This is a genomic window from Paenibacillus pini JCM 16418, from assembly GCF_000576305.1.
Lineage (GTDB): Bacteria > Bacillota > Bacilli > Paenibacillales > Paenibacillaceae > Paenibacillus_AQ > Paenibacillus_AQ pini.
Window position 1 is genome coordinate 21,645 of the sequence record NZ_BAVZ01000002.1, and the last position, 25,473, is coordinate 47,117.

Genomic DNA, 25,473 nt, shown 5'->3' on the forward strand with positions numbered 1-25,473 from the left:
AAAAGAAAAATAAATTCACCCAAATACTAAATATTGAAAAAAATCTTTTTTATTATGAAATAATTTGTTATAATTTTCCTTGTAAGCGTTTTAAAAATTTATTTTTTTATTTTATTCATCATCAAGTTATCTAATTTAGGGAGGTTTTAAGATGAGAAGGAACAGAAGAGGTTTTGTACTGACTTTGCTAACGATCGTACTGCTAACTATGAGTCTAAGTGCTTGTACAAGTAAGAAGACAGAAAATGCAGACACAGGAAGTGTTGCAAAAGGGGAACCTGTTAAGCTTGAATTCTGGACCATTTCACTTCAACCGACCTTTACGGATTATTTTAACAAAATGATTGCTGATTATGAGAAAGCTCATACTGGAGTCACCATCGACTGGAAGGACTATCCTTATGATGCGGTAACGAATAAGCTTCTGACGAGTATTGCCAGCGGTAGTAGCCCTGACGTTGTCAATTTAAATACGGAATTCGCGAGCCAAATGGGTACAAAGGGCGCTGTACTTGATCTCAACGAATATTTAACTGACGAGCAAAAGCAGTCCTATTTCGAAGGTATCTTTAATTCATCCGTTATCGGTGGTAAGGCGGTTGCGATGCCCTGGTATACAAGTACTTCTGTCTTGTTTATGAATACCAAGATTGTGAAGGAAGCTGGGCTAGATCCGGCCAATCCACCTACAACGATGGAGGAATTAGCTGATTGGTCACGTCAAATCAAACAAAAGACTGGAAAGATGGGCTATTCACAGCAGCTGAATCCTAATTTGTTTACGGTTGAGGGGATCCCTATGCTCTCTGAGGACAAGAAAACGGCAACGTTTAATACGCCGGAGGCTGTTGCTATGATCGAGACGATCAAGAAAAATATGGCCGATGGAGTCATCGTCAAGGAAGATGTACCTTTCACGAAACAAATTCAGTACTATTCTGGTGAACAAGTTGCTTTTGAGCTAGCGGGCACAACATTTATCAATTTCATCAAAACATCTGCACCCGATATATACAAAAATACGATCGCTGTTCCATTGCCAACCACACAAGCAGATAAGCGATTATCAAATTCGATGAATCTGGTCATTCCTGCTAAATCGAAGCATCCAAAAGAAGCTGTTGAATTTGCAGCCTTTGTAACCAATGTAGATAATCAAACTTCGTTCTCTAAAGTAGCAAATACACTACCTTCGACAAAAGAGTCTATTAAAGATCCATTCTTTACGGAAACGGATAAATCTCTAGAAGCGGAAGCTAAACTAACATCAGCTAATAGTTTGGATAAAGCAGTAGAATTTAATCAAGGTGTGCCTAACGCTGGTGACATTAACTCCATTATCGGTCGTGGGCTACAGAAAATAGTTTTGAATGGAGCCGATGTGAAGGAAACACTTCATTCGATGGAGCAAGAAGTCAATAAAGTATTGCAGTCAAAATAGATTGGGCAGGTGGTGATGTAGGATGAAGAATGGGATGCGATCAGAATCATTTGCAGCATGGGCCTTTATGGCCCCCGGATTGTTGATTGTCGCTATTTTTGTATTTTGGCCAATTATTTATGGCATACCACTATCATTTACGGATTATTCCGTTATTTCTGAAACGCATTTTATAGGAGTCGACAATTTTGTAAAAGCATTCAATGATTCAAATTTCATCATTTCATTATGGAATTCATTACTGTATATCATTGTTGTACCTGTAATTCAGATTTTAGCGATTCTGATGGCAATCCTGGTGAACGGTAAAATACCAGGTGTGAAAATATTCCGCACTGCTTATTATCTTCCTGTCGTTACTTCTATGGTTGCAGTTGCTTTAATCTGGAGTTGGTTACTCAGTAATAATGGTGTAATCAATTTTATGTTAATGAAAATAGGACTTATCAACGAACAGGTATCTTGGTTATCCACAAGCAGCACAGCACTATTCGTATTAATGTTCATTACAATGTGGAAGGGCCTCGGATATTACATGATGCTTTATCTAGCAGGACTTCAAAATATTCCTTCTGATTTATATGAAGCAGCTCGTGTTGACGGTGCAGGTCGTATGCGGGTCATTTGGAACATTACACTTCCATTGCTGAGACCGCACATTATGTTCTGTACCCTTATCTCCCTTATGGGCGCCATCCGAATTTTTGATGAGGTTTACATTTTGACTAAAGGTGGCCCAGGAACATCGACACTGACGTCTAGCGTCTACATTTTCCAAAAAGGTATTGAACAGTTTAATTTCGGATATGCGTCTGCACTAGGATTAATTGTAAGCGTTATTATTGGCGCGCTTAGCATATTCGTGTTCCGATTTAATGCGAAAGGCGGTGTCAATCCTTACTAATGATAGCGACCAATCGAATGAAACCACTCAAGACAGGTATCCGTCTCTTTGTCACTTATATATTGCTGATAGCCCTTGCTCTCTTCATGATGGGGCCATTTCTGTGGCTGCTAAGTGTATCGTTAATGCCAGGGAAAAATGTATTCACGAATCCCCCAGCCATACTTCCTACGTTTATCGATTTTGATAATTACGTGAAGGTTTGGCAGTTCATGAATTTTCCTAGATATATCTACAACACGGTTGTCATTACCGTACTTGGTGTGGTGACCAATGTTTTCTTGTCAGCGATGACAGCTTATCCGCTTGCAACCTTTCGTTTCAAGGGTAGGAATCTTGTATTCACTTTACTGGTGGCGACTATGATTATTCCGTCCTCGACAGCAATCATTGTTCATTATTTAACGATACAGGCATTTCATCTGACGAATTCTTTTCTAGGTGTGGTACTACCCTCAGCGGTATCCGTATTTAATATCTTTTTAATGCGGCAGACCTACATCGGTATACCGTCAGATGTGCGTGATTCTGGAAAAATGGATGGAGCCTCCGAGTTCCGCATCTGGTGGCAGTTGATTTTACCATTAGTGAAGCCGGCGATCGCGGTTATTGCATTACTCGATATGATGGGCTTCTGGAATAACTTCCTGTGGCCCATCGTAGTGTTAGATGATCCAACTAAATATCCACTAGCTGCGGCACTTACGTATTTAAATGGTCAATTTTCATACAACTTCGGATGGATTGCCGCAGGGACTATGATTTCGGTGCTACCTATTATCATCGTGTTCCTTTTTACCCAGCGATATTATATGGAAGGGATTGCTGGCGCGGTGAAGGGTTAAAGACTCTCTACAGTTTATTTAAACATGGAATGATTTGTGAAAGGATGCTACCACATATGGATAAAGCTCTAAAAATTGTCTTCGTACCTCTTGACGAGCGGCCGTGTAACTATGAATTCCCTTATTTGTTGGCACAGGGAACAGAGCATCAGTTGGTACGTCCTCCGATGGAGATGATGGGGTTTAAGAAACTTCCGGGACATACGGAATCGCTTTGGTCGTGGACGGAGGAACAGAGTGCGGACGCAGACGGTGCTATTTTATCGATAGATACGCTATTGTATGGAGGTATTATTCCTTCAAGACTTCATGCCTTGAAGCCGGAAGAGATAGCAATGCGGATACAAAGGCTACGTGGTTTGAAAGAACATAATCCTAAGTTGAAAGTCTTTGCTTTTCAGCTTATTATGCGATGTCCGCAATACTCGATTGCAGATGAAGAACCGGACTATTACGCAGATTGGGGTAGAGAAATATTTAGACAAGGTTTTATTAGTCACCGAAAAGAGCTGGCAATAGCGACTAGCGATGAGCTAAAAGAACTGGAACATGTAGAGAGTCAACTTCCAGTGGAAATTATGGCTGATTATATGAATCGCCGCGCTGTCAATATTGAAGCGATCCGTATGGTTCTTGATATGATTAGCGATGGTATTATCGATTTCATGATTATTCCGCAGGATGATTCAGCTCCATATGGTCATACGGCGAAAGATCAGCAGAAAGTGCGAGCTTTGATTTCAAATCTGAATTTAGAATTGAAAACGTATATGTATCCGGGAGCTGATGAAGTCGGATGCACGTTATTGGCGCGTATGGTTAATGAAAACAGTGGCAAAGTTCCTATGGTTTATCCACGCCTTGCTGCTGTTCAAGGGGGATTTGTCATCCCCCTTTTTGAGGATCGATTTTTCTACGAAAGTTTAAAGTATCAAATTATCGCTGCAGGTGGCCTAATTGCATCCAGCGCTGAAGAAGCAGATATGATATTGCTGATCAATACGCCGGGCGAAACGATGATGGAGGCTGTATCCCAGCAACATTCTTTGTATAGCTATGATATTTATCGGAATATTATTGAGCTGGTAGAATACGGAAATTATATGTTGAGGCATTACCGTAAACCTGTTGCAATAGCAGATGTGGGATATGCCAACGGTGGAGATCTGAAGCTGGTTAAGATGCTACGTCAGAAGGAGATGCTGTTTGAATTGGCAGGATATGCAGGCTGGAATACGAGCTCTAATACACTGGGTACGGTTATCTGCCAATCTATGCTGTATCTATATTATGGTCGTACACAGGCACATTTGGACTTTCTTTCGCTTCGCTATGCGGAAGACGTTTGCTACTGCGCCGTAGTGCGTGAAACGTTAAACAGTGGAGAAGTAGCAAGCATGGGACTCAATAAATTTCAGTTGGATGGTCAACGAGGGCAAGTTTCGCATCTCGTCTGGAGGCGACTGGAAGAGACACTGGATTGTATCATTAATACCAAACAAGGCCGAGTCGAAATTACAGATTGTTATATGCCGTGGAACCGGACTTTTGAAGTAGGACTCAGCACTCGTTTCCTTACGGATAAAGATAAATAGGGGGCCAGGTTATGACACAGGAATTTCTAGCAGATATAATCGTGATTGGTGGCGGATTAGGAGGTACTGCAGCTGCTTTAGCTGCAGCGAAGGCAGGGATGAAAGTCATTCTCACTGAAGAAACGGATTGGATCGGTGGGCAGTTAACATCACAGGCCGTTCCTCCAGATGAACATCGCTGGATTGAACGATTTGGTTGTACCGCAACATATCGTGAATTTCGCGAACGTGTTCGTAATTACTATAGACAGAATTATCCGCTTATAGAGAAGGCCAAAAATGATCCGCTTCTCAATCCAGGAACAGGTTGGGTTAGCCGATTAACTCATGAACCTAAAATTGCTTTACGTGTGTTAGAGGATATGCTTGCCGCCTATATCAACACGCGGCGCATTAATGTATTGTATTGGACTAAGCCGATTTCAGCAGAAACATCTGGAGACCATATTGTTTCAGTGACTGTTAAACAGCAGCAGACGGGAGTCGAAATAACCCTTAGGGGTTCCTATTTTCTCGATGCAACGGAATGTGGAGATTTGCTTCCACTCACGGGTACGGAGTATGTAAGTGGAGCAGAATCTAAGGAAGAAACGTCTGAACCACATGCCTTAGAAGTTGCTGACCCACTCGATATGCAATCAATCACTCATGTAGCTGCCGTGGATTATATAGCGGGTGAGGATTTTACAATAGCTCGTCCCGCTGATTATGATACTTGGCTCAGGTTTGTCCCATCATTCTCGAAGTTTCCCATTCTGAGTTGGTTTGCTTCGGATGCAGCGGATACAACGAAACTTAGAGAGTTCACGATGTTCCCTAATGATCAAGGAATCGTCTCTTTATGGGATTACAGGCGGATTGTAAACCCCGCTCTGTGGAGCGTGCCATTAAACGAAGGAGAAGTGACTCTCCTGAATTGGTCCATGAATGATTATTATCTGGGGACTCTAATAGGTGTTTCAGAACCGGAACGAGCTAAGCATGCAGAAAAAGCCCGTCAGCTAACCTTATCTCTAGTATACTGGCTACAAACGGAAGCCCCGAGATTGGATGGTGGGTGTGGTTATCCGGGCGTTCGCCTGCGTGGAGATGTGTTGGGAACGGAGGATGGGCTCGCTAAATCTCCCTATATTCGGGAATCTAGACGAATACGTGCGCGTTATACCATTACGGAGCTTGATGTTAGTCGTGAACTCAGAGGAATTCAAGGGATCAAGCGTTATCCAGACAGTGTGGGAATTGGCAGCTATCATTTAGATCTGCATCCTACCACCGTTACTCAGCGAACTTTCTACATTCCAAATTATCCATATGAAATTCCTTTGGCTTCATTAATTCCAGTCCGAATCACGAATTTACTTCCTGCTTGTAAAAATATAGGGATGACTCAGATTGCTAATGGTTGTTATCGACTGCATCCGACGGAATGGAATATAGGTGAATCTTCCGGTTATTTAGCCGCGTATGCGGTCAAAAATGGTATTTTACCAAGGGATGTACAGTCTACACCAGAGCACTTAAAGCGCTATCAGAAGCTGCTTATGAAGCAGGGGGTGGAGCTGCATTGGCCTGAGGAGGGAATGGAAGGGATATAGTTAAATCATATAAAAAAGGACTTCACCTCATTTAGGAGAAGTCCTTTTATTCTTATGCATGCATAAATCAATCTGGTGTTTTTTCAACCAATTCTTGGTCATCTTTATCATTGGAAAGCCCCAGAACTTCTATCAGTTTAAAGAACAAGCTGAGGACCATACCAACTATAGTAGCCAGTGCCATACCTTTAAGCTGTACCCCCCACACCGTAAGCTGCGCGCCACTGATACCTACAATCAGTACTAATGAAGCCAACAGCATATTCGTTGGTTTGGAGAAATCCACTTTTCTCTCAACGAAGATACGTAGCCCGGAGGTAGCAATAACTCCAAACAATAGCAAGGAAACACCACCCATTACTTCAACAGGAATGTTCATAATAACCGATGAGAAGGTACCAGAGAACGAGAGTATAATTGCAAGGATGGCTGCCCCGCCGATCACGAATACCGAATATACTTTTGTAAGTGCCATAACTCCGATATTCTCACCATACGTTGTATTTGGAGTCGAGCCAACAAATCCTGACAAAATGGTAGAAATACCGTTACCCATTAATGAGCGATGAAGACCCGGGTCTTTAGATAAATTACGCCCAACAATGTTGCCGGTTACTAATAAATGTCCGATATGTTCTACGATCACCACAAGCGAAACAGGAATAATAGTTAATATGGCTGTCCAATTCCAAGCAGGTGTTGTTAACGTAGGAACAGAAAAGAAATGAGCTTTAGCAATTGCATCCGTATTAACCATTCCTAGTGCATATGCTAGTACATAACCCGACACGATACCGATCAGAATATGTATAATCTTAGGAAAGCCACGGAATAACACAGCACCAATTAATGTAATACCGAGTGTTGTCATGGAGAGAATGACACTGTTCGGGTTGATAGTCCAATCGGCGGGTGCACCTGCTGGAGCAACCAATCCTGCCATACCTGCAGCCGTTGGCGCTAACTCAAGTCCGATCGTAGCGACGATGGCGCCCATAGCTGCTGGTGGGAAAACGACATCAATCCATCGGGTTCCGGCATACTGTACGATAAGGGCAACAATAACGAATATAACTCCCGTTACAATAAATGCTCCGAGTGCTAGCGGATAGTTTTGCTGAGGATTATCTCCTAATACGACCAAGACTGGAGAAATGAAAGCAAAGCTGGAGCCTAGATATGCGGGGATTTTACCTTTACACATTAAAATGTAGAGCAGAGTACCAATACCGTTCATCAATAGAATCATACCTGGATCTACATGAAATAGGTTAGGTACAAGGACGGTGCTTCCGAACATGGCAAAAAGATGCTGCAAACTTAGCAGGAATCCTGGGCCAAATGGAAGTTTTTGATCAACTTGAATTTCTCGTTGCAACAGGCTCACTCCAATACGTAATTTATTCGTTCCGCAAAAAATGTCTTATCTAGATTAGCTACATTTCAACCATTTGACAATAAGAAATTTAATAATATGCCTTTGTGAGGATGAATTTGGTAAGGATGTACCTATCAGAGTCTAGCCAAGGGCAAGAAATGTTGACGTAATGCCGCTCAAGCGTCATAATGATAGAAAATCATTCGTGAGGGAACCTGCACAGTTGTAAGAATGAGCGGGTTCTATTTTATTATAGAAAGGACACGGAAATACTAGCATGGGCATAGAGCGATTACTTGAAAAGGCCGGAGCTATTTAAAAGAACCTGACTTAAACCGGGTCCGGGAAGCCTACGATTTTGCAGAGCAAGCCCATCATGGTCAGCTACGCAAATCAGGAGAACCTTATATTCTGCACCCGTTAGCGGTTGCAGATATTGTCGTGAACATGATGATGGATGCGACATCCATTGTCGCGGCGCTGCTGCATGACGTCGTAGAGGATACGACAGTCTCTCTACAGGAAATTCGCACGAATTTCGGTAACACCTGCGCCATGCTGGTGGATGGTCTGACTAAGCTTGAGCGCATTCAGTTCCGTTCCAAGGAAGAACAGCAGAACGAAAATTATCGTAAAATGTTTATAGCCATGGCACAGGATATCCGGGTCATTGTTATTAAATTAGCAGACCGTCTGCATAATATGCGTACACTAAAATATCAGTCAGAAGAAAGTCAACGCAGAATAGCTTACGAAACACTTGAAATCTTTTGCCCCATCGCGGATCGTCTAGGTATTTCTGCCATCAAAGGCGAAATGGAAGACCTCTCGCTTCGATACTTAAATCCACAGCAATATTACCGTATTGCTAATTTAATTCATAAAAAACGTGCTGAACGTGAGCAATTTGTCGATACCGTCATTTCTCGTATTCATGAAAAGTTGGATGAGATGGGAATTGAAGGCGATCTATCTGGTCGTCCTAAGCATATTTATAGTGTTTTTAATAAAATGACGACCAAGAATAAGCAGTTCAATGAAATCTATGATCTGCTCGCAATCCGCATTATTGTAGACAATATCAAAGATTGCTATGCTACGCTTGGAATTATCCATACGCTATGGAAACCGATGCCAGGGCGGTTTAAAGATTATATTGCCATGCCGAAGGCGAACATGTATCAGTCGCTGCATACAACCGTTGTTGGACCGAATGGAGAACCAACAGAAGTGCAGATCCGTACATGGGAAATGCATCGTACGGCTGAGTATGGTATTGCTGCGCACTGGGCCTATAAAGAAGGAACAACGGCGACCGGAAATTTTGAGAATAAAATGACGTTTTTCCGCGAAATTCTTGAACTACAACATGAGGCGAAAGATGCATCCGAATTTGTCGAATCACTCAAAATGGACTTCTTCTCTGACCTCGTATTCGTGTTTACACCGAAGGGCGAGGTTATTGAACTGCCTTCTGGTTCGGTTCCACTCGATTTTGCTTACCGTATTCATACGGAAGTCGGCAATCGTACGATTGGTGCTAAGGTAAACGGACGGATCGTCCCACTGGATCACCGTTTGAAGACAGGGGATATCATTGAGATTCTGACTTCGAAGCATTCCTATGGACCAAGTCAGGATTGGCTGAAAATTGCTCAGTCTTCACATGCCAAGAGTAAGATTAAGCAGTGGTTTAAGAAAGAGAAGCGGGAAGAGAATGTAGAGAAGGGCCGCGATATGGTTGAGCGCGAGCTGAAGAACCGCAATCTTGAGCCTTCTGAATGGATGTCAGACGATAAGTTACTTGAGGTAGCTAAGAAATTCTCGTTTAATGATCTTGAAGATATGCTCTCAGGAATCGGATTCGGCGGGATTACGGCCGCTCAAATTTGTACTCGTTTGACGGAGAAACTGCGTAAAGAGCAGGAGGAAGCTAGTCTTCTTGAACTTACGCATGAGAAGAAAGAAATCAAGGTTCCAACTGAAAAAAGAAGTCGTCCAACGAATGGTGTCAGCGTTAAGGGAATTGATAACTTGCTGGTTCGTTTCGCACGTTGTTGCAATCCAGTACCCGGAGATGAAATCGTAGGTTATGTTACTCGTGGGCGCGGCGTGTCCGTGCACCGTACGGATTGCCCTAATTTACCAGCATCGGATGATAATGAAGAAGCAGCTCGGATCATTGAGGTCGATTGGGAAAGTGAGATTGAAGCTAAGTATAGCGTCGATATCGAAATTACCGGTCATGATCGGAACGGTCTTTTAAACGAAGTACTCCAGGCTGTATCAGAGATTAAGACGAATATTTCAGCGGTTACAGGCCGTTCGGATAAGAATAAAATGGCATTGATTCACATGACGATCCTCATTCGCAATACGGACCATCTCCATTCCGTCGTAGAACGAATTAAACGTGTGAAAGATGTTTACACGGTTCATCGGATCATTCAGTAGGGGTAACGGTAACATTGCTAAATAAAACATGGCTGCGTAAGCAGCCTTTTTCATGTCAACTTATTAGAAAAAGGGGTTGAATTCATCGATGAGAATCATTATTCAGCGCTGTAAGGAAGCACAGGTTACGGTAGAGGGTGAAATTGTAGGTCAAATTAGCCAGGGGCTAATGCTGTTGGTTGGTGTAACTCATACGGATACAGAGCAGGATGCACGGTATTTAGCTGATAAAATTGCAGGACTAAGGATTTTTGAAGATGAGCAGGGTAAAATGAATTTCAATGTGCTCGAGATGGGTGGAGCCATTTTATCCGTATCTCAGTTCACACTTTATGGGGATTGCCGTAAGGGAAGACGACCGAATTTCATGGCGGCAGCAAAGCCTGATATGGCTAAGGAAATATATGAATTCTTCAACCGTGAACTAGAGAGTAAGGGGCTTGAAGTAGCTACAGGTCAGTTTGGTGAGATGATGGATGTAACGTTTACTAATTGGGGACCCGTTACGTTGGTGCTCGACAGTCAAGGTACGGCATAGAAACAACTCCCGGTGGTTATGCTGACTCTTAGAAGCTTAAGTTCACACCGAAGGAGCGCTGCTACACATGCATCAATCTCCTAAGTCCTCAACGCTGCTCTCCCAGCCGCTGCACCCGGCTGAGAGTGTGAAGGAAGCCATTCATGCTGAGCAGTCTATTAGGGAAGTGCCGTTCCCTTTGTGGAACGGATATATCAAGGGACAGGGCAAATTACATTTGCCTAGGGCATGATGATGAATAGGACGAGATCCCTAAGCGGATATCGTCCTATTTGCTTTGTAATTTAATGCACTCTGACATTCCCATTTAATTGTAATATCTGAATGGGTGTTATAAAGATGATACCCAAGGGTAATAACAAAACATGGATAACCCAACACGAGAGGAGAATGAATTCCATGAGTAAAGTTGCTTTTTTACTAGCTAATGCATTTGAAGATTCAGAAATGAAGGTTCCTTATGATGAAGTGAAGAAAGCAGGACATCAAGCGGAAATCATCGGACTCAAGCAAGGTGAAACATTGGAAGGTAAGAACAAAACGGCTTCATACACAGCCGAAAAGGCTATTTCAGAAGTCAGCGCAAGCGACTACGATGCAGTCGTTATTCCAGGAGGTTCTTCTCCAGAGAGTTTGCGACTTGACCCTAACATATTGAAATTTATCACAGAATTTAACGGTGCAGGCAAGCCGATCGCGGCTATTTGTCACGGTCCACAGATTTTGGCTAGCGCTGACCTTCTGAAAGGCCGGACGATTACTTCATACCCTCCGCTACAGGATGATATGGTAAATGCCGGTGCTAAGTTTAAGGATGCAGAGGTTGTTGTAGAAGGCAACTTCATTACTTCACGGACTCCTAAAGATGAGCCAGCCTTTGTGCGGGAACTACTGAAAGTACTTTAAACTTCGGGGAGAGCCGGAAGCGGGTTGTTGATTGATTATTTTAAAGTATAATGGGGAGGTAATGAACATGACGAAGCAAATTCAGGCTTATTTCAACACCGAAGATGAGGCAGAGAGCGCAAAAACGAAACTACTTTCTTTTAAAACCGAAAATCTAGAAGTGGGAAGCCTTGGTGCACCGCTTGGCCGGACGAACCGTGTTTTATTACCGATTGCACCTGTTAATATGGCAGGAAACATGAATATGGGCGGTGCAGTAGGCTCTATGGGTGTTCCGGGAGCTGCTTATGGAGAACCAGGTGTACCTATTGTGGAAGATTTAGATCATAAGCCTGATGACCGTGATCTGGAGCCTCGAAATGACTCTGTCATTGATGCTAGTGATTCGGATCCTGATTTAAGTCATCTGAACTATGTATTATCGGCTAAAGTAGAAGAAGATGAATACGATGATATTGTGCAGAAGTTACGTTCGAATGGTGCACATGTCGAGGTCTTTGACTAATAATAGCATAGTTAGTTGAAATAAAAACAAGCCTCTAAATTGCCTGAGTTGGCAAATTTAGAGGCTTGTTTTGCTAATTATCATCAATTTTTTATTTGAAATAAAGCGCTTTCTAGATTGTAATCTGATTGTAACATAAGCTTCATCTTCCCTTAATATAGCCTGGTTATAATAACAACATGACCCCCTTTTAATATATTACCTTTGGACCTACAATATCGATTGTAGGTTTTTCTTTGTCCAGATAAAGTGACACTCTTGACTTTAGCGCACTAGATCATTACAATCTAATAATAGTTATAAATGATTCGATGACGAGACCAAGTAATCTGGCCCCACAATTGCAGAGAGGAATCCCTTAGGCTGAAAGGATTCTATTGATGACCGGATGAATGACTTCTTTGAGAACAGATGGCGAACAAGCCGAGGAATATTTAATTCTTCGCTGATAGTAGCTATACTGCGCTGAACGGGCGTTAAACGTGCTGAGCGGATATACTTGCTTACGGATAGAGAATGTTACCGTTAATGAGTACTATTCCGGAATGTGGGTGGTACCACGGGTATTGTGAATAACAATCTCTCGTCTGTGCTTTTTTAGGCAGGGCGGGGGATTTTTTTGTATATTTGTAAAGATAAGATGATGGAATTGGGGGTATAACCATGGGCTTTCAGAAACCGACAGGTACGCAGGATTTTCTGCCGGGCACTGTTGAAAAATGGCAATTTGTAGAGGCGAAAGCAAGAGACTTGTGCAGACGCTATAATTATCGGGAAATTCGCACGCCGATGTTCGAGCAGACCGAGTTATTCAAACGTGGTGTTGGCGAAACGACCGATATTGTAGAGAAAGAAATGTATACGTTCAAAGACAAAGGTGATCGTAGTATGACCCTTCGTCCGGAAGGAACTGCAGGTGTAGTGCGTTCTTACGTTGAGAACAAGCTATATGGTGAGCCTGATGTGAGTAAGCTGTATTATATCGGACCGATGTTCCGTTACGAACGTCCACAAGCGGGTCGTTACAGACAATTTCATCAGTACGGAATTGAAGCTTTCGGTGCTACGGACCCAGCTATTGATGCTGAGGTTGTATCGCTTGGATATCAGTTCTGTAAGGAACTGGGACTTCAAGGCGTAACGGTTGAGATTAACTCCGTGGGTAATCCTGCTGTAAGAGCGGAATACCGTGAGAAACTGCTCGCATTTTTAACTCCAATGAAGGACAACCTTTGCAAAGATTGTCAGTCCCGTATTGAGCGTAACCCGATGCGAGTACTCGATTGTAAAGTAGATCAAGACAAGTTCACGGATGCTCCTTCGATCTTGGAGAGTCTGGATGAGGAATGTAGCGTTCATTTTGAACAAGTTAAAGATTATTTGACCTTAATGGAAGTTGATTATGTGATCAATCCTCGTCTTGTACGCGGTCTAGATTACTACACGCATACAGCGTTTGAATATAAAGCGCAAGGTATTGGCGCCATTGATACGATTGGTGGAGGAGGCCGATACAACGGTCTCGTAGGTGATATTGGTGGACCAGATCAGCCCGGAATTGGCTTTGGCCTCGGACTAGAGCGGATCTTATTAATTCTAGAAAACCAAGAGATTGATCTAAATGCGGTTAAACCGCTGGATGTTTACTTGGTGGGACTTGGCGAAGCCGCTAATCGTGAAATTACGAAGCAGCTAAACTTGTTACGTCAACATGGATTTGCAGCAGAACGTGATTATTTGGGACGTAAAATGAAAGCACAGATGAAATCGGCTGACCGACTACATGCGCGTTACACTGCGATTTTGGGAGACGATGAGCTCGTACGTGGAGAAATTGCGCTGAAGTCGATGGAAACCGGTGAACAACGTACGGTTAAATTAAGTGAGCTTCATCTTTGTCTGGAATAAAACATTTGTTAACCAGCCTTTCTGAGGCTCAATTATAGAAAAGGGGTAGAAGAAATCATGTTAAGGACCCATGAATGTGGAAAAATCACGAACGCACAAATAGGAGAAAAGGTAACACTAAACGGTTGGGTGCAAACTCGTCGTGACCTAGGTGGCGTATTGTTTATTGACCTTCGCGACCGCAGCGGTATTGTACAAGTCGTATTTAACCCTGCTTATTCTGGCGAAGCACTTACAACTGCCGACAAAGTTCGCAGTGAATATGTACTATCCGTTACAGGTACAGTCGTAAAGCGTGATGCAGAGACGATTAACAAGAACCTGCCAACAGGTGAATTAGAAGTTCAAATTACCGATATCGAAGTGTTAAACGGCTCTAAGACACCTCCATTTTTCATTGAAGATGGTGTAGAAGTAGACGAATCACTACGACTTAAATACCGTTATCTAGACCTTCGTCGTCCAGAAATGCAGAAGACATTGCTCCTTAGATCGAAAGCATCTAAAATCTTCCGCGATTTCTTAGATGGAGAAGAATTTATTGAAGTTGAAACTCCAATATTAACGAAGAGCTCACCAGAAGGCGCGCGTGACTATCTCGTACCAAGCCGTGTTCATTCAGGTGAATTCTTCGCACTTCCTCAATCACCACAAATTTATAAACAACTATTGATGGTGGGCGGTATTGAGCGTTACTACCAGATCGCACGTTGTTTCCGTGATGAAGACTTACGTGCAGACCGTCAGCCTGAATTTACGCAAGTCGATATTGAGACTTCATTCTTAGATCGTGATACGCTGCTTAATATGATGGAAAGACTGATGGTTCGTCTGTTTAGAGAAACGGTTGGTTTTGAGCTTCCTACGCCATTCCAACGTATTACTCATGCAGAGGCAATGAGTAAGTATGGTTCGGATAAGCCAGACCTTCGATTTGGTCTTGAACTTGTAGAACTGAATGATATCGTTGCGAATAGTGGTGTGAAAGTATTTGCTTCCGTTATTGAAAAGGGCGGCGAAGTGAAATGTTTGAATGCCAAAGGCTGCGGTACTTGGAGTCGTAAGGATATCGATGATCTTGGAGTCTTTGCGGGTCGTTACGGAGCTAAGGGACTCGCTTGGATTCAAGTTAAAGAAGGCGAGTTCAAGGGGCCGATCGTCAAGTTCTTTACAGAAGAAGAAATTGCAGCTGTTAAAGAACGCACTGGCGCTGAAGAAGGAGACCTGTTGCTATTCTCTGCTGATAACAAAAAAGTCGTTGCAGATGTGCTAGGTGCGCTGCGTCTCAAAATTGGTCGCCAGCTTGGTCTAATTGACGATAATGTCTTCAAATTTGCTTGGGTAACGGATTTCCCGCTTCTAAGCTATGATGAGGATGCTAAACGTTATGTCGCAGAACATCATCCGTTCACTCGTCCAAATGATGAGGATCTTGAATTGTTCGACACAGATCCACTTAAAGTTCGGGCTCAAGCCTATGATATCGTATTGAACGGCTATGAAGTTGGTGGCGGCTCGATGCGTATTTACAAACGTGATATTCAGGAGAAAATGTTTAATGCACTTGGGCTTTCCCCAGAGGACGCATATGACAAATTCGGCTACCTTCTGGATGCCTTTGAATATGGTACACCTCCACACGGTGGTATTGCATTTGGACTTGACCGCCTAGTTATGTTGCTATCCAAGCGCACGAATCTGCGTGAGACGATTGCATTCCCTAAAACGGCTAGTGCAACGGATCTCTTGATGGACGCTCCATCCCCAGTTGAGAATGTTCAATTGGAGCAGCTTCACATCAAGCTTGCGAAGAAGCCAGGTGAAGATAAGAAAGAGAAAGAGAACGCATAATAAGGAGGCATTCTAAGTGCTCCATCAATTTTCCCGCACGGAGCTTGCTATTGGTCCTGAGGCTTACAAGTAATGAAAAATAGTACGGTTGCAGTACTGGGCATTGGCGGTGTAGGCTCTATGGCTGTTGAGGCTCTCGCTCGTACAGGAATTGGCCGTATTATCTTAATTGATAAAGACGTGGTAGATGTGACGAATATCAATCGCCAGATTCATGCGCTTACGACCACAGTTGGCCAGAAGAAGGCTGATCTGATGGTTGAACGTGTGAAACTGATCAATCCAGATTGTGAAGCTATCGCGCTCAACATGTTCTATACGGATGAGACCTATGAGGAGTTGTTCCAATATGATCTCGACTATGTCATTGATGCTTCGGATACAATTTCGTTTAAGATCCATTTGATTAAAGAGTGTCTTAATCGGAAGATTCCACTGATTTCAAGCATGGGTGCAGCTAATAAAATGGATCCAACTAAATTTCAGGTAGCTGATATCTCAAAGACGAGCGTAGATCCGATTGCTCGAGTCATTCGTACGAAACTCCGTAAGGATGGTATTAAAAAAGGCGTGAAGGTGGTATTCTCCACCGAACTTCCAATGAAGCCACGTGAAGATGTAACAGAGCAAATCGTACCGGACAATGCGCCAGCTATTCGTAAAGCGAAGCAGCCTCCGGCAAGTAACGCTTTTGTTCCTCCGATACCAGGACTCATTATGGTTAGTGTCGTCGTAAAAGAATTGCTGGAGTCAGCAGACATTCAGTTATAACAGCATATATGATCTAACAGGCGTGACGCGGGAGTAATTATTCCGCGCTCACGCCCTTTTTATGACAAATAAAACAAGATCAATATGGTACAATGGGATATACGTTATGTAGGGGGATATGAAGTGAAATCAGGTTTTTGGCATAAAAGTCTCGGAATCAGACCCGAGGATAATTGGAAGAAAGAATGGATCGCAGGTGCGGTTTCGTATTTCTCCGTGGTTTATATTGTCATGGTAAATGCCACGATTCTGCACGATGCCGGTATGCCGCTAAAGGCGGGAATGGTAGCTACGCTGCTCACTTCCCTCGTTGGTTGTTTGCTAATGGCTTTTGGAGGTAAGTCTCCAATCGTTGTCGTTCCAGGTATGGGTATTAATGCTTTCTTCACGTATACGCTTGTTCATTCGATGAAGCTTACCTGGCAAGAGGCGTTAACCGTGGTGGCTATTACAGGTTTGCTATTTGCGATTGTCGCATTCACCTCGTTATACAAAATAATCAGTGAGGCCATTCCGCAAAATCTCCAGCATGGTATCACAGTCGGGATCGGATTGTTTCTGACTTTTATTGGCCTGCAGAAGAGTGGGATCGTAATCGCGCATCAAACGACATTTGTTACGATTGGTCATTTCAGTGACCCTGCAGTTATCGTGGCATGTGTAACACTGCTACTAGCCCTAGTACTGTTTATACGTGGTGTGCAGGGTGGCCTATTGATCAGTATTCTGGTTGGAACGGGACTTGCTTATATCCTTGGGGCTGCACAGCCTGTAGAGCAGATGCAATCTGGTCAGACCTTTAAAGAATACGGACAGGTTTTTGCACATCTGTCTTGGTCTGGGCTAGGTAATCTGGTGTTCTGGATCGCGGTGTTTTTATTACTGCTTATTGTGGTATTTGAAAATATAGGGTTGATTGCATCACAAACGAGTATGATTGGACGTCCAGAGAATTTCAAAGGTAGTCTTCGTGCATTGTCGATTACTAATATTTTTGCAGGTATATTTGGTAGCAGTCCCGTAGTAGCGGCTGCGGAGACGACAGCGGGCATTGCAGCAGGCGGACGTACAGGACTTTCTTCTCTGGTTTCGGCCATTCTATTCGGGGCTACATTTTTCTTTATTCCATTACTTACGTATATTCCAGATAGTGCTATTGCGCCGATTCTGATTGTTATTGGCGGTCTGATGGTGCAAAATATAAAAGAGATGGATTTTGAAGATTTAACCGAAGCATTCCCGGCATTTCTAATTATGGTCATGATTCCTTTCACGTATAGTATCGTAGATGGAATGGCGTTCGGTTTCATAACGTACCCAGTCGTGAAACTGGCTAAAGGTAAAGGTAAGGATGTCTCGCCAGTTTTGTACGGCATCGCGATTCTTTTCGTGGCCAATTTCGTTCTACATGCTTTCCTGTAGGGCGTAAACGGGCTTCTTTCGTTCAAGTGGAAAACGGCCGCTTCTGTGAAAGGAGCGGCCCTCTTAGTTTTTAAAAGGAATATGTAATTCAGGAGGATCAATATGACACTCATTCAATCTTTTACCGAAGGTCAGGAAATCGTTGGATTCTATATGCTAAAGTCGGCGATTTTTAAACAGACCAATGCGACACCACCTAAACAATATTTTGATATGATTTTGTCTGATACAAGTGGGGAGATTACGTCTAAGTTCTGGGAAGCTACTACGGCGGATAAGGAAACATTCTTCGCACCAATGTTAGTTAAAGTACGTGGTCTCGTGCAAATGTACCGAGATAAACCTCAGTTCAAAATTAACCAAATACGTCCTGCTACGGATGAGGATGGTTATAATATCGCTGATTTTGTGCGTTCGGCTCCTGTTCAACCCGTGGATTTGCTCTATACGATTAAACAGGCCGTGGTTAGTATTGATGATGATGAATTACAGCTTATTGTGAATCATTGTATTGAAAAAGTGGGCGACAAGCTCATGCATTATCCAGCGGCCAAATCAATGCATCATGCCTTCTATGCAGGGCTTTCCTATCATATGGTACGGATGCTCGAATTAGCAGAGTTTATCTGTGTTCAGCGCCCATTCTTGAACCGAAATTTATTAATTGCTGGTATCGTATTGCATGATATTGCAAAGACGGAAGAAATGAATGCTGAACTTGGCATCGTGTCCGATTACAGCTTCTTAGGCAAAATGATTGGACATATTTCACTGGCATCCAATTGGATTACAGAGGCCGCTGTTCTAAATGGCATGGATGTTAACTCTGAGAAAATCGTATTATTACAGCATCTCATTCTCTCTCATCATAATTTGGGTGAGTGGGGTAGTCCTGTACAACCGCAGATTCCAGAAGCAGTTGCGCTTCATCTGATCGATACTTTGGATGCTAAATTGCAGGCCGCAGAAGATGCAGTCGGAACAATGCTGGCAAGTGAACAGTGGAGTCCACCAGTTCGTTCGTTGGAGAACAAAGCTTTTTATAAGGCAAGTAAAGAGTAGACGGAATATTTATTATTATTATGTCGAGAAAGACCAGCAGATCATGCTGGTCTTTTTCTCTAAGGAGCAAACGAAACGTATTTAATAATATATCTGACCACGAAAAATGCGGCGACAAAGAACGAGGCTGCGCCGAGCATACTGTATATTAATAGTTTGTCAGCTAGACCCAGTTTCTTCATAAGAGTCAACTCCTTATAAATGGATAGGATTATTATACAATAAATTACAATATTTGGGTCATTAAAATAAAAAAGACTTACCTTTATATCAAGTGTTAATGGCACATGGGGGGATTGAGTTGGTAATGGTGAATAAGCATCTGTTGTGATATACTGGGTATCCTTTGCCAAAACAATGGTATCGCTTACGAAGTAAGTTTTACTTCGCAAAACTTAAGTATCGCTTACGGAGTAAGTATCGCTTACGAAGTGAGTTTTGCTCCGCAAAACTTTTAGGAGGTAACTGAAATTGGACAATGATTTTCAAAGTGCCTATCAAGAGGAAGAACGTAGGCTAAATGACACGATTACCGAGATTGATCGGCAGCTAAGTAGGCTGCGAGAAATTGACGTATACACGGGGCATGATTTTACGGAACAAGTTTTAGAAGCAAGTCGAGAAGAGAAACGTCAGGCACTTGCAAAAAGCTTTACTGAGCCTTACTTTGGACGTTTAGATTTTCAGGAACGAAGCAAAGCAGAACGTAGTCCTCTCTATATCGGTAAAATCGGTGTAGATCATGCAGAGGTGGGCGACCAGCCAATGGTCATTGATTGGCGGGCCCCAGTAGCAAGTCTATTCTACTCGTTTACAGGTGGAGACGATGCTGCTGAATACGAAGCTCCTGAAGGAATTATTGAAGGCTTAGTTTACCTGAAGCGAAACGTAGTCATCCGTAAACAAATTTTGGAGCGGGTGTCGGATACGTATAATCGCGAAAGTGATCAGCCTGCGGTTTCGGATGAATTTCTCGTATATCGTTTGGGAGAGAACAAAGATAACAAGCTTCGGGATATTGTGTCGACGATTCAGGCCGAACAAGATAAAATTATCCGCGCTGCCAAGAATACGGCACTCATTATTCAAGGGGTAGCGGGAAGTGGTAAAACCACTGTGGCGCTTCATCGACTTGCATATCTTTTGTATCAATATAAGGAGCAGGTTACTGCTGAAAAAATGATTATTTTTGCACCCAACCATATGTTTCTTGATTATATATCGGATGTACTTCCTGAACTTGGTGTCGGGGACATCCAACAAAGCACGTTTGCGGACTGGGCACTGAATGTGCTTGAGCTAGAACTTGCACTCGGCGATACAACGGATAAATTAAATTATTGGTTTGAAGCAGAGGGCGGAACCCCTGAACTGAGCGACGATACATCTGATAGGTTCAAAGGCTCGGTCAAGTTTATGCAGTTGATTCAGCAGATTGTGACATCAATGGAATCTACATCTGTGCCTTCGGGAGATTTTATTCCATGGGAGGGAGCATTATTGCCAGAGGCTTCCATTCTTCAATGGTTTAATGAAGAGTATAAGCCATATCCACTAGCGAAACGCAAAGAACGAGTCATGGCAAGGATTCACCGCTGGGTAGAGATGGAACTGAAGAAATCTCCATCTACTGCTACGCTCAAGGATCGGAAAAAGAAAGCAGCAACTCGTGAAAAAGCCTATGCTGGCAAATGGCCGAAATACGAACCGCTGACTCTATATAAACAAATTTTTCAGGCGGTGAAAGCCCCCTAGATTGGTCTAATGAATTAACTGAAACCATACCAACGGGTGTATTAAAAACAACTAAGGCGCAATTAAAGAAGGGAATTATCCGCGAGGAAGACCTTCCTGCCCTCTTATATATTCACTACTTACTCAATGATATATCCAGTGAACAGCGGTTCGATCATATTGTTATTGATGAAGCACAGGATTTTTCACCGTTTCAGGTATCGGTGCTCGATCTATTTGTTCGTGGACATTCTTTCACCATTTTAGGTGATTTGTCTCAAGGGATTCATGCGTATAAAGGTGTGCATGCTTGGGAGGAAATGAGCTCACTCTTTACTCCCGAACATACGGCATACTTTGCCTTAACGCGAAGCTATCGCTCGACGATGGAAATCATCGAATTTGCCAATGGTATCCTGCAAAAAGGAGTACAGAGTGAACTGCTAGCAGTACCCGTATTCCGCAGTGGGAACCCGGTTCGCATGATTGCGTATGGAGAGGGTGAAGATGCCCGCATGCGGGATCTAATGGAGGGAATGCGGAGACTTACGGGTGGAGAATACAGAACTGTAGCTATTCTTACAAGAACACTTCATGATGCCAAAATAATCTTTGAGCAGCTACAGCCGTCTATGCCTGATTTACATCTGATTGATGGTGGCAAAAAGGCCTATGAAGGTGGGCTCTCCGTTCTTCCGGTCTATCTTTCTAAAGGATTAGAGTTTGACGCGGTTATTGTGGCCGATGCAGATCTGGGACACTACGGGGACAAGGCTTGGGACGCCAGGCTGATGTATGTCGGTTGTACGCGTGCGCTGCATGAACTGTGGATTATGCACCATGAGCCGGTACCGGAATATCTCTTGCATTCGCAACAGGATATCGTAGTTAGTGGTTGGAAGTAGTTTTAGTCAAGGGATTGCCCCGGAGGAGGGGCAATCCCTTTTTTTGGCTACCAGCGGTATAAAGATAGGATACGCCGGTGAGTATTAATTTCTAAGCCTTTTTACCCACACCACAACTAACAGTACAATAATTCCGAGCCCAATCAGCCAGCTTACGGGGTGACCGAAATTTAATCCCCAGCCGACTCCGACCCTTTTCTCGACGATTAGGTTTGGATCCTGGCGATTGAAATAAATCATACCTAATAGCCATTTATCATCATCATGGACAGGTCTGTCATTGGAGAAATCGGCAGATTGCTCCAAGCGGCTTCCGCCCTGACCAGCCCAGAATGTTAAGGTGAAGGCGTATAGGATGATAAGGGCTATTATGATTAGGATAATGGGGATAGCGAAATTGATGTTAAGATGAGATATCATGTTTAGCTGCACGACGGATAACAGGATAACTATTAAGAAGCTTGCTGTAATCATAAAATATGACCAAGCACGGCGGAAAGTTACGTCTTGTCTGATGGAACGGTTCGGATTAGTGGGTTGAATCTGCTGCTTCACTCTGCGAATACTCCAATTCTCAAATATGAACAAAAGTGTTATGAACACTTGAATTATCGTAGGCATAAATACAGAACTATAAGATTTAGCTGCAAAGCGGTCTACGTTCCAACTGCTGTTGAAATGAATCGGGATCTGATCAGGAATTAGATCGTAGTTGCGTAGCACAGTTACAATACTAACAACAATAATGAAAGCATGAATGAGGAACCAAGTACTAGACAAGCCAATGTTTCTTTTCCGAAATTCTGTGTCCATTGCTATGATCGATGGTTCCGGAGCAATAGGCAGATTAAGTAGTAAGCTTCTCATTTTGAAATGATAGCTAATGTTTATGAATAGAGAGAGCACGACCATGGCGAGTGAATAAGTGACAATGATCCAGCTTTGTTGCTTGGAAAGTTCATCACCGTATATTAGGCAGATAATACAAACAATGAATAGAATGGTATGCAAGGTAGCACTAGCTCTAGCATATGACTTCCGCATACGGCGCAGAGGCTCACTGTGGAATTGTACAGCGCTGACGGTGACCCCAAAACTAATCGTCTCTCTTGTTAAATAAGGCATGCTTACCATGAGTACAATGGTAGGTACAAATACAAAGATCATTACTATAACAGGCATTATCGTCATATCATTCGCCTCCTCTTATACATAAGTGTGTATTCGAAAACTCTATAACCCCTATAATTATTGGCAATTCATCACTATGCCTTTTGCTTATAATTATCCTAAAAACTTAGGATAGGTGCTAGACTTGAATATAAATTTAATTATAATTGATTTTAGTGACGATAAGGGTTAAATTAACAAGTTATCCAGATTTTTTTGCTGTGCTGTGCTACTCATCTCACAACTAAATTATGGCGAGTACATCAAGCTTGGTAAAGAATATGTATACCTGTTCTTTCACTTGTTGTTGCACTCAGAATATGAGTTAATAAGATTGTCGGACGGCCGACGATTCTTATCGAAAGGAGGCTGATGCAATTTTGATCACACAATACGAGGTGGTCTCCGCATAAGCGGAGCTCAGACGTAAAGGGAGGCCTAGAGAGGCCTCCCTAATCATCGTTTAACAATAGATTGTTAATATTCGAAAGGAGGGGACAACAGCATGTTCAAAGTAAAAAGCTGGTTCGTAATCAATCATGAACATCTGTGTAAGGAGGACATTTATCGTGAATTACAAAAATGGGAGGGAAGTTCTTCCCCCTAGTTTGCTGAAGGAACTTCAGAAATATATTGAGGGTGAATTGATTTATATCCCGAAGAAGAGTAATGAACGCGTCGGGTGGGGTGTAAATAGCGGAACAAGGCAAATGATCGAAACGAGGAATGAAGAGATCTTTACTCTTCACTGTCAAGGACATACGATTGAATACCTGAAACAGGCTTTTCACTTGTCTCAGGATAGTATACGTAAGGTCATTTTTAAAAAACGAGCTGAACGCTGTGCGGATGAAGCAGATCAGAAATTTCCGGCTCGTCAATAAGCTTGTTAAATTAAACCCCTGAGCAGTATATGGAGATTTCCATACTAGGCTGCTGTAGGGGTTTTTATTTTGTCAAACAGCAGTAATCATAGGAACGAATGATCTCACCGGTTTGGTGTGTTATGATAGAAGGACAGCTTAATCATTAGCAGAGTGAGTGTGAAATATTTTTACTTCAAGGAAGTGAATAGGGATGGATTTATTTTCGTTCCAGCAGGAATCAAATCCGGGTATGCGTCTTCTCGCGGATCGGATGCGTCCTACTAAACTGGATGAATATATAGGACAAGAACATATTATAGGTCCGGGTAAGCTATTGCGGCGTGCAATTGAGGCGGATCAAGTAACATCGATTCTACTTTACGGTCCTCCGGGATGCGGTAAGACGACGTTAGCACATATTATTTCACAGCAAACACAGGCGGAGTTTGTGCGATTAAATGCGGTCGAAGCATCGGTCAAAGAAGTACGTGAAGTGATTGATCGGGCACAAACCAATAAATCAATGTATGGCACGAAGACTATTTTATTTTTAGATGAGGTGCATCGCTTTAACAGTTCACGCCAGGATGCGTTGCTTCCGGCAGTTGAGAAGGGCACCATTATCTTCATTGGTGCGACGACGGAGAATCCATTCCACTATGTGAATGGAGCCTTAATGAGCCGTTCCACGTTGTTCCAATTGGAATCTTTGACGAAGGAACATTCCATGATTGCGATGAAGCGAGCCTTAACGGATTCGGAAAAGGGTCTTGGATTTATGAAGTTGATGGCTGATGAAGAGGCACTTCAGCATATCGCAACGATGGCTAATGGCGATATTAGACGCGCGCTGAACGCGCTTGAACTTGCAGCAATGACGACCCCGCCTGCAGACGATGGCACGGTTCACATAACGCTTGAGGTGGCAGAGGAATCGATCCGCCGACCAATTGTACGAGCGGACGAGTCGACTCAGTATGATGTATTATCGGCTTTCCATAAAAGCATTCGCGGTTCAAGTGATGCAGCACTTTTTTGGTTTCTCTATGCAGTTGAGAAGCTAGGAATGGACCCATGGTCTTCCTCCGTCGTCTGATTGCAGCGAGCAGTGAAGACATCGGCCTAGCCAACCCACAAGCGATGGTACAGGCAGTAAGTGCGCTGGATGCCTACCGTAATAACGGCTGGCCGGAGGCAAAGCTAAACATTGCACAAGCGATCCTATTCGCCGTGGAAAGTCCTAAGTCGAATGCCGTGTATACGGCAATTTCACGGGCTATGACTGCGATGGAAGACATTAAATCGGCAGAGGTACCCCTACATCTACGCGATACACATTATAAAGGGGCCGTGAAGTTGGGGCATGAAGGATATAAATATCCGCATGATTTCCCTGGACATTATGTGAAACAAAATTACCTTCCGAAGGAGATTTCGCGTAGAGTATTCTATCAAGCAACGGAGCAGGGTAACGAGTCTAAGATACAATTGAACCAGCAGCGGCGACGTGAACAATAGATATATGCAGAATAAGTCGAGAAATGTGAATAACGAATTTATATCCAATTTAAAGTATTCATGCAGGATTACATGGGAAACAAAGCGAATGATAGAGCACATGCC

At 43.0% G+C, this 25,473-nt stretch carries 17 protein-coding genes and 4 pseudogenes; 18 read left to right on the top strand and 3 right to left on the bottom strand.

The window, feature by feature from the left end:
* Positions 1 to 151: 151 nt before the first annotated feature.
* Genes JCM16418_RS03370 through JCM16418_RS03390 form a run of 5 tightly spaced genes read left to right on the top strand, consistent with a single transcriptional unit; the run spans position 152 to position 6,380 of the window.
* A complete protein-coding gene (locus JCM16418_RS03370; protein ID WP_036646233.1) occupies positions 152 to 1,441 on the top strand; it encodes an ABC transporter substrate-binding protein in 1,290 nt (429 codons plus the stop codon).
* Positions 1,442 to 1,463: 22 nt separating this feature from the next.
* On the top strand, positions 1,464 to 2,345 hold the full coding sequence (locus tag JCM16418_RS03375) for a carbohydrate ABC transporter permease (protein WP_036646236.1): 882 nt from the start codon (positions 1,464 to 1,466) through the stop codon (positions 2,343 to 2,345).
* The gene (locus JCM16418_RS03380; protein WP_036646240.1) at positions 2,345 to 3,190 is read left to right on the top strand and encodes a carbohydrate ABC transporter permease; all 846 of its coding nucleotides are present in this window, start codon (positions 2,345 to 2,347) and stop codon (positions 3,188 to 3,190) included. Before JCM16418_RS03375 ends, JCM16418_RS03380 begins: the two co-directional genes overlap by 1 nt.
* A 56-nt stretch (positions 3,191 to 3,246) precedes the next feature.
* Positions 3,247 to 4,785, top strand: coding sequence for a DUF4127 family protein (locus JCM16418_RS03385; protein ID WP_036646242.1), 1,539 nt, complete (start codon positions 3,247 to 3,249; stop codon positions 4,783 to 4,785).
* Positions 4,786 to 4,796: 11 nt separating this feature from the next.
* On the top strand, positions 4,797 to 6,380 hold the full coding sequence (locus tag JCM16418_RS03390; protein WP_036646245.1) for an FAD-dependent oxidoreductase: 1,584 nt from the start codon (positions 4,797 to 4,799) through the stop codon (positions 6,378 to 6,380).
* A gap of 67 nt (positions 6,381 to 6,447) precedes the next feature.
* Here the strand turns inward: JCM16418_RS03390 and uraA are convergent, their stop codons facing one another.
* On the bottom strand, positions 6,448 to 7,758 hold the full coding sequence (uraA, locus tag JCM16418_RS03395; RefSeq protein ID WP_036646247.1) for a uracil permease: 1,311 nt from the start codon (positions 7,756 to 7,758) through the stop codon (positions 6,448 to 6,450).
* A gap of 277 nt (positions 7,759 to 8,035) precedes the next feature.
* Here uraA and JCM16418_RS03400 point away from each other — a divergent pair.
* The 10 genes and pseudogenes from JCM16418_RS03400 (at position 8,036) to JCM16418_RS03440 (ending at position 19,175) form a co-directional block, all read left to right on the top strand.
* A pseudogene (locus JCM16418_RS03400) lies at positions 8,036 to 10,212 on the top strand (RelA/SpoT family protein).
* 88 nt (positions 10,213 to 10,300) lie between these two features.
* Positions 10,301 to 10,750: a D-aminoacyl-tRNA deacylase gene (gene dtd, locus JCM16418_RS03405; protein ID WP_036646249.1), complete on the top strand. Its 450-nt coding sequence runs from the start codon at positions 10,301 to 10,303 to the stop codon at positions 10,748 to 10,750.
* Positions 10,751 to 10,817: 67 nt separating this feature from the next.
* A complete protein-coding gene (locus JCM16418_RS24860) occupies positions 10,818 to 10,982 on the top strand; it encodes a hypothetical protein (protein WP_156327205.1) in 165 nt (54 codons plus the stop codon).
* 167 nt (positions 10,983 to 11,149) lie between these two features.
* Entirely contained in the window at positions 11,150 to 11,656 is a 507-nt protein-coding gene (locus JCM16418_RS03410) for a type 1 glutamine amidotransferase domain-containing protein (RefSeq protein ID WP_036646251.1), read from the top strand.
* Positions 11,657 to 11,723: 67 nt separating this feature from the next.
* Complete coding sequence (locus JCM16418_RS03415) at positions 11,724 to 12,161, top strand: hypothetical protein (RefSeq protein WP_036646253.1); 438 nt, start codon at positions 11,724 to 11,726, stop codon at positions 12,159 to 12,161.
* Positions 12,162 to 12,824: 663 nt separating this feature from the next.
* Complete coding sequence (hisS, locus tag JCM16418_RS03420; protein WP_036646255.1) at positions 12,825 to 14,069, top strand: histidine--tRNA ligase; 1,245 nt, start codon at positions 12,825 to 12,827, stop codon at positions 14,067 to 14,069.
* Between the two features lie 57 nt (positions 14,070 to 14,126).
* Positions 14,127 to 15,920 carry an aspartate--tRNA ligase gene (gene aspS / locus JCM16418_RS03425; RefSeq protein ID WP_036646256.1) on the top strand — a complete coding sequence of 598 codons (1,794 nt, stop codon included), beginning with the start codon at positions 14,127 to 14,129 and terminating at the stop codon, positions 15,918 to 15,920.
* A gap of 16 nt (positions 15,921 to 15,936) precedes the next feature.
* Positions 15,937 to 16,691 (top strand): annotated as a pseudogene (locus JCM16418_RS03430) (tRNA threonylcarbamoyladenosine dehydratase).
* A gap of 123 nt (positions 16,692 to 16,814) precedes the next feature.
* Positions 16,815 to 18,113, top strand: coding sequence for an NCS2 family permease (locus tag JCM16418_RS03435; RefSeq protein ID WP_036646257.1), 1,299 nt, complete (start codon positions 16,815 to 16,817; stop codon positions 18,111 to 18,113).
* A gap of 102 nt (positions 18,114 to 18,215) precedes the next feature.
* Complete coding sequence (locus JCM16418_RS03440; RefSeq protein ID WP_036646258.1) at positions 18,216 to 19,175, top strand: 3'-5' exoribonuclease YhaM family protein; 960 nt, start codon at positions 18,216 to 18,218, stop codon at positions 19,173 to 19,175.
* Positions 19,176 to 19,234: 59 nt separating this feature from the next.
* Here the strand turns inward: JCM16418_RS03440 and JCM16418_RS26235 are convergent, their stop codons facing one another.
* Positions 19,235 to 19,357, bottom strand: coding sequence for a hypothetical protein (locus tag JCM16418_RS26235; RefSeq protein ID WP_256203029.1), 123 nt, complete (start codon positions 19,355 to 19,357; stop codon positions 19,235 to 19,237).
* 289 nt (positions 19,358 to 19,646) lie between these two features.
* Here JCM16418_RS26235 and JCM16418_RS03445 point away from each other — a divergent pair.
* Positions 19,647 to 21,814, top strand: a pseudogene (locus tag JCM16418_RS03445) (HelD family protein).
* Between the two features lie 84 nt (positions 21,815 to 21,898).
* Here JCM16418_RS03445 and JCM16418_RS03450 read toward each other — a convergent pair.
* Complete coding sequence (locus JCM16418_RS03450; RefSeq protein ID WP_036646259.1) at positions 21,899 to 23,005, bottom strand: DUF1648 domain-containing protein; 1,107 nt, start codon at positions 23,003 to 23,005, stop codon at positions 21,899 to 21,901.
* Between the two features lie 548 nt (positions 23,006 to 23,553).
* On the opposite strand from JCM16418_RS03450, the gene JCM16418_RS03455 reads away from it, so the two are divergent.
* Both JCM16418_RS03455 and JCM16418_RS03460 read left to right on the top strand, forming a co-directional pair.
* A complete protein-coding gene (locus JCM16418_RS03455) occupies positions 23,554 to 23,868 on the top strand; it encodes a CD3324 family protein (RefSeq protein ID WP_036646262.1) in 315 nt (104 codons plus the stop codon).
* Positions 23,869 to 24,061: 193 nt separating this feature from the next.
* Positions 24,062 to 25,368, top strand: a pseudogene (locus JCM16418_RS03460) (replication-associated recombination protein A).
* The last annotated feature ends 105 nt before the right edge of the window (positions 25,369 to 25,473 follow it).